Annotated in this window: 10 protein-coding genes and 1 pseudogene; 7 read left to right on the top strand and 4 right to left on the bottom strand. The window is 68.6% G+C overall.

What is annotated here, in order from left to right; all coding sequences use genetic code 11:
- The 4 genes and pseudogenes from AC08OO_RS13825 to AC08OO_RS13810 form a co-directional block, all read right to left on the bottom strand.
- A partial coding sequence (locus tag AC08OO_RS13825; RefSeq protein ID WP_476618611.1) for an IS6 family transposase occupies window positions 1–612 on the bottom strand: 612 nt, incomplete at its 3' end.
- A 124-nt stretch (window positions 613–736) separates the two neighbouring features.
- Complete coding sequence (locus tag AC08OO_RS13820; RefSeq protein ID WP_476610136.1) at window positions 737–2458, bottom strand: alpha,alpha-trehalose-phosphate synthase (UDP-forming); 1722 nt, start codon at window positions 2456–2458, stop codon at window positions 737–739.
- A gap of 147 nt (window positions 2459–2605) precedes the next feature.
- Window positions 2606–2746 (bottom strand): annotated as a pseudogene (locus tag AC08OO_RS13815) (IS5/IS1182 family transposase); the annotation flags it as partial.
- Between the two features lie 550 nt (window positions 2747–3296).
- A complete protein-coding gene (locus AC08OO_RS13810) occupies window positions 3297–3500 on the bottom strand; it encodes a hypothetical protein (protein ID WP_476610135.1) in 204 nt (67 codons plus the stop codon).
- A gap of 660 nt (window positions 3501–4160) precedes the next feature.
- Here AC08OO_RS13810 and AC08OO_RS13805 point away from each other — a divergent pair.
- The 7 genes from AC08OO_RS13805 to AC08OO_RS13775 form a co-directional block, all read left to right on the top strand.
- Complete coding sequence (locus tag AC08OO_RS13805) at window positions 4161–4454, top strand: hypothetical protein (protein ID WP_043592000.1); 294 nt, start codon at window positions 4161–4163, stop codon at window positions 4452–4454.
- The gene (locus tag AC08OO_RS13800) at window positions 4451–5224 is read left to right on the top strand and encodes a DUF8175 domain-containg protein (RefSeq protein ID WP_476618610.1); all 774 of its coding nucleotides are present in this window, start codon (window positions 4451–4453) and stop codon (window positions 5222–5224) included. Before AC08OO_RS13805 ends, AC08OO_RS13800 begins: the two co-directional genes overlap by 4 nt.
- Window positions 5225–5240: 16 nt before the next feature.
- On the top strand, window positions 5241–6497 hold the full coding sequence (locus AC08OO_RS13795; protein ID WP_476610133.1) for a hypothetical protein: 1257 nt from the start codon (window positions 5241–5243) through the stop codon (window positions 6495–6497).
- The gene (locus tag AC08OO_RS13790) at window positions 6494–7981 is read left to right on the top strand and encodes an SCO6880 family protein (protein ID WP_476610132.1); all 1488 of its coding nucleotides are present in this window, start codon (window positions 6494–6496) and stop codon (window positions 7979–7981) included. The genes AC08OO_RS13795 and AC08OO_RS13790 overlap by 4 nt, the downstream gene beginning before the upstream one ends.
- Entirely contained in the window at window positions 7936–9513 is a 1578-nt protein-coding gene (locus tag AC08OO_RS13785) for a hypothetical protein (protein WP_200923132.1), read from the top strand. Before AC08OO_RS13790 ends, AC08OO_RS13785 begins: the two co-directional genes overlap by 46 nt.
- Window positions 9510–11309: a type IV secretory system conjugative DNA transfer family protein gene (locus AC08OO_RS13780; protein WP_476610131.1), complete on the top strand. Its 1800-nt coding sequence runs from the start codon at window positions 9510–9512 to the stop codon at window positions 11307–11309. Before AC08OO_RS13785 ends, AC08OO_RS13780 begins: the two co-directional genes overlap by 4 nt.
- A partial coding sequence (locus AC08OO_RS13775; RefSeq protein ID WP_476618609.1) for a DUF4913 domain-containing protein occupies window positions 11284–11740 on the top strand: 457 nt, incomplete at its 3' end. The genes AC08OO_RS13780 and AC08OO_RS13775, both read left to right, overlap by 26 nt.

Below are 11740 nucleotides of genomic sequence, written 5' to 3'. Positions count from 1 at the left end.
GATCCAAAACAGGCTCTTACCCGCCCGGACCGAGCGCAGTCGTTTCAGTCCGCGCATCGGCCGGAGCCGGGCTTTCAGGCGGCCGTGGTCGGTTTCGATCCGGGTGTTCTCCCGGGCGGCGTCGGCGTGGCAGGACTCGGGAAGCAGCTCGTCGAGGAGTGGCGGGTAGACCGGCGTCTTGCCGGTGGTGACCTCGGCTGGCCGGCGGCCTTGGGCCAGTGCTCGAACGAAGAAGCGCCGGGCAGCGGCCTGGTCGCGGCGGGTGCTGGCCAGGACGTCGATGACCTGCCCGTACTGGTCGACCGCCCGGTACGGGTACGTCCAGCGGCAGGCGACCTTCACATAGGTCTCATCGACAAACCCCCTGTCCCCAGGCCGATGACGACACGCCCGGGCCGTCTCGGCCAGCAAGGGCGTGAAGCGCTGCACCCCGCGGTAGATCGTGACGTGGTCAACGTCGAGGCCACGTTCGGCGAGCAGTTCCTCGACATCCCGGTACGACAACGCGAACCGCAGGTACCACCGCACCGCCAGAATGATCACTTCCGGTGGGAACCGGAACCCCGCGAACTCCGACGCCGGAACCGGTGGACAGACACGACCTCGACGCATCAGCCGATCATGACTGATCAGGATTCGCGATGCCGGACTCCGCCGATGCGACAGTGTCACGCCATCTCGCGCACACACCCACCAGCCACTCAGGGTAGTTGACAGCACAGGGGCGTCAGCGCCGTCAGCGACCAGGCGGCTGCCGGGCAGGCTCGCTGGCTGCGGGCTCGTGCCGGTCTACCCTATGAAGTCCGCTACCGGAAGAAGCGGCGCCTGGTGCTGGACATGCTCGACCAGATGACGGGCGAATAGGGGCTGGGTAAGCTGCCTGATGCGGGGCTGGGTAAGCTTTCGGTGATCCTGACAGTTGACGTAAAGGCGGGATATCTTTCAACTGAGCGTTCAGCCAATCTTCCACATGATGTGTTTCTACCTGCTTGGCAGCATTCTTCAGGCGCTCGCGTCGATCTTCCTCCTCCAAGTTCAGCGCCGTGTAGAGAGCGCCCGCCATCTGATCGATACTAAAGGGATCCAACGTGACGGCATACTCGCTGAGTTCTTCGTAGACGCCTGCCTTCTCTGACAGGGCCAGCACGCCGCAGCGTTGCTTGCGCGCCGCGACCTCCTTGGCCAGCACCGCGACCTCCTTGGCCACCAGGTTCATACCGTCCGCAACAGGGTTAACCATGATCACATCGCAGATCGAGTACGCCGCGACTGCGAGTGGGAGATCCTCGACGTAGTGCAGATCGATGGGCTGCCACCCGTCCGGAGCGTACCGTGCGTTGATCTCGGCGACCTTATCATCGATCTTCTTGATGTAGTCGGCGTACGCGGGCACGTTCGTACGGCTCTTTTGCAGCAGTGCCAGAAAGCGGACATTCCCGACCAGTTCAGGATGATTATCGAGCAGCTTGCCGAAGGCATCGAACCCGCGCACGGCGTTCTTGCTCGGGTCGGTGCGGTCCACCCGCAGGATGAGCTGAAGATCCTCCGTCTGGAATTTCTTCTCCAGTTCGGAGATGTGTTTCTGCACTTCCTGTGTGCGTTGGATCTCTTTCAACGCCTCCGGGTTCACTGAGATCGGGTAATGGCGGACCCGGACGGTGCGGCCGTCTACATGTACCTCCAGCGTGTCCGGATTATCCGGGTCCCTCTCGACCCTAACGCCGGGCAGCTCTTGGGCGCACAGCGCAAAGTTACGTGCGGCGCTGCGGGTCTGGAAGCCGACGATGTCGTTGCCGAGCAGGCCCCGAAACAGCCGCTCACGGATATCCTCCGGGAGGATATGCCACGCCTCTGGGCTCGGCCAGGGAATGTGGATAAAATGTGTGATCATGGTATCCGGGCACTGTTCCCGGACCCGTTCGGCCACCAGATAGAAGTGATAATCATGCAACATTACCAACGCCTTGCTGTCGCGCTTACGGACCTCGTCGATGACTGCATCGGCATAGACGCGGTTTACCTCGGCGTAGCCGCGCTCGAAGGCGTCGCGTGTCTCCTGCGTGATCTCAAGTTGCCAGTCGCCACTCTTGTAGAGTTCGTGCTGGATGAACCACAGGATCGGGTTCGACCACACCTCGTAGAATTTGTGGTAGGCCTCCTTGTCGGTGTCGACCATCCGCATATCGATCTTCGGGCCCTCGGGCTTGCCGTCGACAACACGCGGTTGTATAGGGATTAAGCCGTCCTTGTGACGGGCGGCGGCGGTGACGTCCGCGTCGGTCAACGCCCCGCAAACCCAGACGACCCCGTTCTCGCTGAGGCGTTCGGCGAGGCCGGACAGCGCCGACACGAGCCCACCGCTCCCGCGGTTAGTCTTCAGCTCCCCGGAACCGTCGCGGTAGTGACTCACCGGACCGCGATTGGACAACAACACCAGCGGCAGGTCGGTATCGGGCATGATTGTGCGGCCTCCTCAGTCGTTCGCGGAGGTGCCGGGACAGCTACCGGTTCCCGAACCTCCAGCGGCGCGACACCATCGGTGATCTCTTGATTGGAAAAGATGAACTCAGGGCGTTCGATCCTGCGGGTTCTTTTTGGTTCGGGTTTAGGTTCCTCGCCAGGTGGGGGTGGTCTCGCCCGTTACGCGCCTGGCTGTATTGTTGATCATTGCCAGGTGGATCATCGCTTCGGAGCGGGCGGGGTGGGTTTCGTAGTCACGGGCGAGACGTCGATGTGCGGTGATCCAGGCTGATGGGCCGGTCGCGCAGCGAGGTGCCAGCTTGAGCTGGTCCTTTTCCGCGCGGCCTCCCGCCGAACCGGACTTGATGGTTTCCCGATCATCCGGCTCCCAGTGACGCAGGACATCCAGCACCGTTGCGGCGCTCTGCATTACTCATACCTCCCGAGGCTGGGTTGTCCGATCACCTGGTCCCCTTCACCTTTCGGACCCAGGCCAGCCATCCGGCCCAGGAACCTCCCTCCAAGTCCCTCCCGGCTGAACCGGGGATACAACAGAGTGCCTCGCGGCGCACGGGGTGCGTTCGACGATCCACCTTTTCTCGAGAACCTCGAACGTGCGTTGGCCGGGTCGCTTCCGAACGATCAGAACGGTCTTCCAGAACGGTCTTCCTCAGGTACTGGCCCGCCCACTGGACGAACTGTCCGGCGAAGCCGCCATCGGCAAAGATCAGGGCGATCGCTGGCCTGCCCTCGCACTTCTCCTCGAAGACTATTCACAGCACACAGAAACAAGATCCAAAGCGAGTTCCTAGACAACCCTGGCTTCCGCGGAGTCGCTAACGGATGCACCCGTTAAATACTTTGTTAAATTGAGTTGGTCTCTGGCTGGTCGAGCTGGCGTGGTCGTAGCTGGTTTCGTACTCGGATGCGTCGAAGGGCATTACCGGTGGTGTCTGGAGGTGCAGCAGGTTCCACCCGTCGTTGGCGGCGAGCACGGTGAAGTCGGTGAGGCGGCCGAGACCCGGTAGTGCGTAGCGCACGTGCCTTCCCACGGGTGGGTGGATGCCGACAGCAGCAGGTGCGGACGACCGCCCAGGAAGGCGCGTACCCCTCAGGTCGCCGAGATCCGGAAGAACCCCGGGCGGCGTGCGTGTGGTCGCTGTGCGGGGGAAGCCCGGGTCGGCAGCCATGCGGGGGTGTCCGCATCGGACGTGTTCAGTGATACGCCGCGCACCAGCCTGATGCAAGCGCTTGCAAGCACCGTCGAGGTCGGCGTACCGTTCCCGACATGATCTAGGTCACCTGGTGGATGGGCCAGGTGGGGGTTCCGGCGGGTGCGTTGGGGACGAGGAGGAATCCGGGATGGGCAACAGCATCAAGAACGTGACCGCGTTAGCGGGCGCCTCCACGGCGACGGTGTCGCGGGCCGCTGCCGGGCGTCCCCGAAAGCGTCCGACTACGGGTCCGGGAGGCTGCCGCGTGGTGGGCTGTCACGGGGGCGCCGGGGCATCGACCCTCGCACGGCTGCTGGCGACCGGGTGGATGTCGTGTCCAGGTGCCGTATGTGCAGCGCTGGCGCTACCTCCGCTACCTCCGCTACCTCGAGGATCCGTTCGACGAGCCACCGCCAGCCAAGATCAGATCTGTGGTGGCGGACATTCGCGCCGCGCTGGCCGTGCCTGAACAGGAGGGACCTTTTCGTGCTGATCATCGCTCTGCAGTCGTTGGCCGCCATCGATCCGCTCGTGCCCAACCCGCGCCCCCAGGCACCCGAGGGGGTGCAAGAAACCGTGAACATGGTGGTGGGCTGGTTGAAGTACGGAGGGTTGGTCGCTGGTGTGGTTGGACTGCTCATCTGCGCGATCATGATGGCGCTCGGTCGTCGGAACCGCTCCCAGATGAGCGTGGAGGGCGCGGCCGGTGTGCCGTGGGCGCTCGCGGCGATGAGCCTGATCTTCCTGGCGGGGTCCTTCGTCTCGGCGTTCATCCAATGACGGGCCAGGGAGCCCGCCGGCCGATGGTCCTGGTCATCGCCGCCGTGGCGCTGGTCGGTGCCGGGGGCCTCGTCGGCATACGGCTCACCGGCGGCGACAAATCCTCCCGGCCGGCTGGCCCTGGGCACACCAGCACCAGCACCGTCGAGGCGGCCGGGCAGCCCAGCTTTGGGCTCGAATCGTCGCCCCCGGTGTCACCGCCCCCGGTGTCACCGCCCCCGGTGTCACCGCCCCCGGGGGCGGACGACGTTACGTTCTACGACTTTATCGGCGGTCTGCGGCTGCCACGGTCGGTCGCGGCAGGGCCGGCGCATCTCGACGGGTTCCTCGCATCGGGTTTTGCTCGCTCACGGATCGGCAGCGTGCTGGCCGCGATCAACATCGCCTACCGGACCGCCGGGACCCTTGGCGAGTCGGTGTGGCGGCCCACCATCGAACGGCAGGTCATCGGGGATAACCGCACCGCGCTGTTAGCCGCCGCCCAGCGCGAGGGGCGTCAAGACATGCCTGGCCCGGGGGAGCGGATCGCAGGATCAGACTCCCGGATCATCGGCTGGCAACTGGAGAGCTACTCCCAGGACACGGCGATGGTGCGTTACCTGCTCCTCCTGATCCAGGCGAAGGGCCAGCCCCTGCTGGCGGCAGTGCGGGTCGAAGTGCGCTGGGTCGACGATGACTGGAAGGTCGTCGCTCCGTCAGGCGGGGATTGGAGAAACGCCGGATCGCAGGTGACGGACACCGCAGGCTTCAGGATGCTCGCCCAGTTTTAAGGAGTCCGCCGTGTGTGTGCCTTTTGATGTGCTGTGCTATATCAAAGATGGAATCAAAGATCTTGCGAAAGAGATATTCAAAGAAATCTTCGCAGGTGATGTAGCCGAAGCAATCTTCGACATGTTCCTCGAGGTGGTCGCCGACAGGGTCGCCGACGCGGTCGGCTGGATGGTGAGGATGTCGACGTCCTGGTGGGTCAATGTGCCCTCCATCAACCTCAAGGGGGACGTTGCGACGATCGGGATGATCCGGGGTTTCCTGCTGCCGATCGTGGTGGTGATGTTGGTCGGCGGGCTGATGGTGCAGGGCATCCGGCTCGCGTTGGAGCGGCGGGTCAATCCGCTGGTCCGCGCCGGCCGCGGACTGATCACTTATGCGGTCGCCACCGGGGTTGGCACCACGCTGATCGCGGCCTTGGTCAATGCGGGGGATGCATTCTCCACCTGGGTGCTCAACACCAGCACGGATAACGAGTTCGCCGAGCGGATGACCAAGATCCTCACACTGACAGGCACGCACGGCGGTTATCTAGTGCTGATCCTGCTGGGTCTGCTGGCCTTCCTAGCCAGCTTCATCCAAGCGGTTCTCATGATCTTCCGGGATGGGGCGATTCCCATCCTGGTCGCTGCGCTGCAGCTCGCCGCCGCGGGGAAGATGACCTCGGTGACGGAAGGCTGGTTCCCCCGGGTCACCGGGTGGGCCGCCGCGCTGGTGTTCTACAAGCCGACCGCTGCCCTGGTCTACGCCACCGCGTTCACGCTGGCCGGCCACGGTGAGGACGCCCGCACCGTGTTCACCGGCTTCACCATGATCATTATGGCGGTGTTGGCGCTGCCGGCGCTGATGCGCCTGTTCAACTGGACCGTCGCCCAAGCCGGGCAGGACGGCGGAGACGGGCAGCTGCTGACATCCATCGGTTTCGCCTTGCAGGCGGCTGCGGGCCTGCGCGGCGCCAGGAGTGGGGCACCCGCGGGTGGCTGGCCAGCCCCCGCGCACGCCCGGTACATGCAATCCCTGGCGGAGGGTGAGCCACCGGCGGGTACCAGTGGAGGCGGGACACCGTCCGGAGCGGCCCTGACAGGCAGGCAACCGGCAGGCGGGCCGCCCGGTTCGCCCGGTTCGCCCGGTTCGCCCGGTACGGCCGCCGGTCCCCCGGGAGCGAGCGCGGCCCCTGAGGCTGTCCGCGGCGCGGGGCAGACCGCGGCCGCCAGGATGACCCCGCCGACAGGACCGTCGCCGATCGGAACCCAGGGTGGGGGTGAGGGGACATGACCGAGCCGACGCCGGTACGGACCTACGGTGGCTGGCGGCGGGCCCGCGGGCTGGGTCTGATGGGTCTGACCACCGGGCAGACGTTGGCCGCCCTGGGCATGTTCGCACTGGTGCTGCTGGCGGCCACGATCCGCCCACGGGCGCTGCTGGTGCTCGGCCCGCCGCTGGCGGTGCTGCTGGGAGTGACGGTGGCCCGCTGGGACGGGATCCCGCTGCTGCATGTCCTGGTGCAGCACGTCCGCTGGCGGTATGCGGTGCTGCGCGGCTGGAACCGGCGGGACGGCGGGGTGCTGGTGGTCCACCCTCGGGCCTGGCAGCTGCCCGGGGTGCTGGCCCCGATGGCCCTCGTCGACGTCGAGGACGGCGCCGGGGGCCGCTACGGGCTGGTCTGGGACCGCCGCACCGGCCTGCTGACCGCGACGATACGGGTGTCGGCCACCTCTACCTGGCTGGCCGGCTCGGACGCGGACACCTGGACGGCGTCCTGGGGCGGCTGGCTGGCCAGCCTCGGCTACCTGCCGGCGGTGCGCTGGGTCGCGGTCACTGTGGACACCGCACCAGACCCAGGCACGACCCTGCGCGACGCCCTCCTGGGCACGCTGGACCCTGCCGCACCCTCCGTGGCCCGGCAGCTCGTGCACGACCTGGTGGCCTCCCCGCACACTACGGCCGACGTCGACACCCGGGTGTCGATCACGTTCGATCCGCGGTTCGCGCCGACCCGACCAGCGAAGGTACTGGACGCGGCGGTGGAGTTCTCCCGCACCCTGATCGGGCTGGAATCGGCGCTGGGTGGCTGCGGGGTCACGGTGCTGGGCCGGGCCAGCGCGGCCGAGCTCGCTGGCGCCGTGCGGGTCGCGTTCGACCCGGCCAGGCGGGGAGAGGTCATCCGGCTGCTGGAAGGCAGCGCCCGCGGCGAGCGGAGGCTGCTGCGCTGGGCGGACGCCGGGCCGGTCGCTGCACGCGAAACCTGGGACGCCTACCGACACGACTCCGGACTGAGCACCTCCTGGGGCTGGCGGGAGGCCCCCCGCCAGCTGGTGCACTCCGATGTGCTGGCTCGCCTGCTCGCGCCAGGCCCCTGGCCGACACGGGTGACGATGCTCTACCGGCCCATGCTCGCCGGTGTCGCGGCCCGGACGTTGGAGACGGAGGTCAACGCCGCCACGTTCCGGGCGCTCTACCGGGCCCGCACTGGCCGGGACGCTACCGCCCGCGACAACGCGGACGCCGCCGCGGCGGCCCGGGCCGCCCGGGAAGAAGCCCAGGGCGCCGGCGTGGTGCTCATGTCGCTGTACGCCACGGTTACCGTCGACAGCAGCCGGCCCGAGGATCTCCCGAAGGCCGTCGCGGACCTGGAGGCCCGCGCCGACACCGCCAAGATCCGGCTGCGGCGGATGTACGGGGCGCAGGCGGCCGGGTTCGCCGTCACGCTGCCGTGCGGGATCTGCCCGCCGGCGCTCGCCACCCGGTGGCCGCACTGATGCCCCGGCTACTACCGGTACGCCGCAGCCCGGCCCCACCGACCCGGGCGCCGCTGCTGGCGCATGCCCCGGCGGTGATCCCGCCGGGGGAGACGATGCCCGCGGCCGCTGCCGAACCGCTTGCCCCGGCCTGGGGATGGAAGACACCCGGCGCCGGTCGGGCCGGGCATGTCGTCGTCGCACCGGAATATCAGGCGACCACGGTGCAGGCCGTTGGGCTGTTCCCGTTCGTCGCCGGCTCCGGCTCCCCGATCGCCGGGGTGCCCGTCGGCCGGCACATGCTGTGGGGGGAAACCGTCTGCCTGGACCCGCTGGCCTGGCTGCGCGCCGGTCTGGTCACCAACCCGGGGATGTTCATCCTCGGCCAGCCCGGGGTCGGCAAGAGCGCGTTGACCCACCGTCTGATCACCGGGATGGTCGCCACCGGCGTGCGCGCGCTGATCCTGGGGGACACCAAACCGGACTACGTCCGCCACATCGACGCGCTGGGCGGTCAGATCATCCGGGTGGGCCGCGGTATGGACCGGATCAACCCGCTGGACGCCGGTCCTCTGGGACAGGCGCTGACCCGGATGGATCCCGCCGATGCCGCGGCGCTGCGGTGGGAGGTCCGCGGCCGCCGCCTCGCGCTGCTGTTGGCGCTGATCCGCCTGGTGCGGGGCGGCCGGATCCTCAACATCGAGGAGGTCATCCTCGGCCGGGCGATCGACCTGCTCGACGAACGTTTGAAGGTGCCCCCGACCGTGCCGGATGTGCTGCGTGTCCTGGACGAGGGTCCCGACCAGTTACGCGCCGCGGCCCGTGCCGGCGATCTGGCCAGCTACGCCGAGAGGGTCGCCGGCCTGGTCGCATCCCTGGCCCTGCTGTGTGAAGGATCGCTGGCGGGGGTGTTCGACGGGCCCACCAGCCGGCCGATCGACCTAGATGCCCCGGCAGTCTCGGTGGACATCTCCCGGGTGGGCGCGGCCGGGGACACCCTGCTAGCCGCCGCGCTGCTGTGCACCTGGGCCTACGGACACGGCGCGGTCGACGGCGCCGCCGCGCTCGCCGACGTCGGCCTGGCCCCCCGGCGGCATTTCGTCGCGGTCATGGACGAGCTGTGGCGGGCGCTGCGCGGCGCCCCCGGTCTGGTCGAGCACGCCGACACGCTCACCCGGCTCAACCGGGCCCGCGGCATGGCCAGCCTCATGGTCACCCACTCGCTGGCCGACCTCGACGCGCTGGTCACCGAGGAGGACCGGGCCAAAGCACGCGGGTTTATCGACAGGGCCGCGATCACGGTGCTGGCCGGGCTCCCGCCGCGGGAACTGACCCGGGTACAGGAGATCACCCCGTTGACCGACGCCGAGGGAGAGATGGTCACGAGCTGGTCGGCACCGGACTCCTGGCAGTCGAGTCACCTGCACCCCGGCCGCGGTAAATACATGATCAAAACTGGGGGGAGGCTGGGGATCCCGGTGCAGATGACGCTTACCCCCGACGAGGTAACGCTGTACGACTCCGACCAGGCAATCCGCCGGGACCTCCGGTGAGCCGCCCGGGCGCCTGCCGGTATGAGGCTGCCCCCTGGGTGTTACTCGGCCTGTTGTGGATCTCCACCGTCGTGTTCGGGCTGGTATGGCTGACCGCCCGGCTGGCCGCTGCCGTCGGCGGCGGCCAGGTCGCCCCCCTGCCCGACATGGCCGGCTACCTGCTGCGCGGCCGCGCTGACCTGGCCTGGCCCGGGGTGGCCACCGGCTGGCTGATCGCCAGCGGGCTGCTGTGGATGTCGGCCGTTGGGGTCCTGGTCGTGCTCGTCACGCGCCGCTGGCGGCGTTGGACGTTCCGCCGCCACCGCGAAACCCGCTGGCGGCTCGCGTTGCCGTCGCTGGCCGGCCCGGACGACCTGGCCGCGTTGACCCCGGCCGGGGTGGCCAAGCGTGCCCGTAAGCTGTGCCCGTCGCTCGCTGCGCTCGACCGCCGCCGACTATCCCCGACGCAGACCGGCTGGCCGCTGGGCGATCTCGTGCCCACCGGCCCGCCGCTGCGCGGCACCTGGGAGGACGTCGCCCTGGCCGTGATGGCGCCGCGGGCCGGCAAGACCACCGGCCTGGCCGTGCCGATGATCCTCGATGCCCCCGGCGCGGCGGTCGCGACCAGCAACAAAGCCGACCTGTGGGCGGCCACCGCCTCCCTGCGCGCCGCCCACAGCCGGGTGTGGGTGTTCGATCCCCAACAGGTCGCCTACGCCGAGCAGACCTGGTGGTGGAATCCGCTGGCCGCCGTCGCCGGCGTCGAGGACGCAGACCGGCTCGCCGGGCATTTCCTCCAGGAGATCCGGGACAAGAACCGCGACTTCTGGTCCGCCGCCGCCGGTGACCTGCTTGCCAGCCTGCTGCTGGCCGCCGCCGTCTCGAAACGCACCCTCACCGACGTCTACGAGTGGCTCAACGACTCCGGCTCCCCGCTACCCGCCGAGCTGCTCGCAGCCGGCGGCTTCCCCACGGTCGCCGCCGGGCTGCGCGGCCGGCAAAGAGGCGCCCCTGAAACCCGTGAAGGCGTCTACGAAACCGCCAGGACGGCGGCGAAGTGCCTGCGCAACGCACGAATCCAACGCTGGGTCACCCCCAGTGCGGCCACCGTCGAACTGGACATGGCCGCGTTCGCCGCCAGCAACGACACCCTCTATCTGCTGTCCAAAGACGACGAAGGCGCGGCCAGCCCGCTGGTGGCCGCGCTGACCGACCAGGTGCTGCGCGCAGCGGTACGCCGCGCCGAATCTCGCGGCGGCCGGCTCGACCCACCGATGGTCACGGTCCTGGACGAGGCCGCGAACGTCTGCAAGATCCAGGACCTACCGGACCTGTACTCCCACCTCGGCTCCCGCGGGGTCGTCCCGCTGACCATCCTGCAGAGCTACCGCCAAGGCGTGCGGGTATGGGGGGAGCCCGGCATGGACGCGCTGTGGTCCGCCAGCACAATCAAGATCCTTGGGGCAGGTATCGACGACGCCCGCCTGGCCGAAGACGTCTCCCGGCTGGTGGGCGAGCACGAGGTGGACACCGAGTCGGTCACCCGCAGCCGCCAGGGTGCGAGCCTGTCGGTGTCCGCCCGCCGACAACGCATCCTCGAACCCGGAGACATCCGGGCGATCCCCAAGGGGTGGGCGCTGCTGCTGGCCACCGGCGCCCGCGCCGCAGTGCTCGCGCTACGCCCCTGGTACACCGGCCCCCACCACGCCGAGATCGCCGCGGCGGTCGCGGAGGCCACCGCCGAGCTCACCGCCCGGGCCGGCGGCCACCACACCGCATCGGAGTCGATCGATGACCGCCCCGTCACCCACAGTTGACGATCTCGCCGTGCAGGTGGCCCGCCTGGAGAAGACCGTCTACGACCTCGCCGCCGCGGCAGCCGCGTCCACCGACGGCGCACTGCAGACGCCCGCTGACGCGCAGGCACCTGCTGCGCTGTGCTATCCGGACCTGCAGACCTGGGTCGCCGAGTTCTTCGCCCCGGTGTTCGCCCGGCCGCTCGGCGGCGAATGGCGGTGGTGCCCGCAGTGGTGGGACCACGTCGAGGCGGCCCTGCGGTTAGAAGCGTTGTGGCGCTCCTTCGAGCACCTGCGCCTGAACGGGCAGACCGGCATGGCTGTCTGGCTCCGTGACCATCTGGATCACCAGCTGCCCCGGCTGATGGCCCCCACCGGGCCGTTCGCCCGATGCTCACCCGACCGGCCCCACCGCCCGCACGAACCCGACCAGACCCTGCCTGTGATCCCAC

This window comes from Frankia sp. CeCAU1, assembly GCF_977971845.1.
This window is presented reverse-complemented; position numbering and strand designations above follow the sequence as displayed.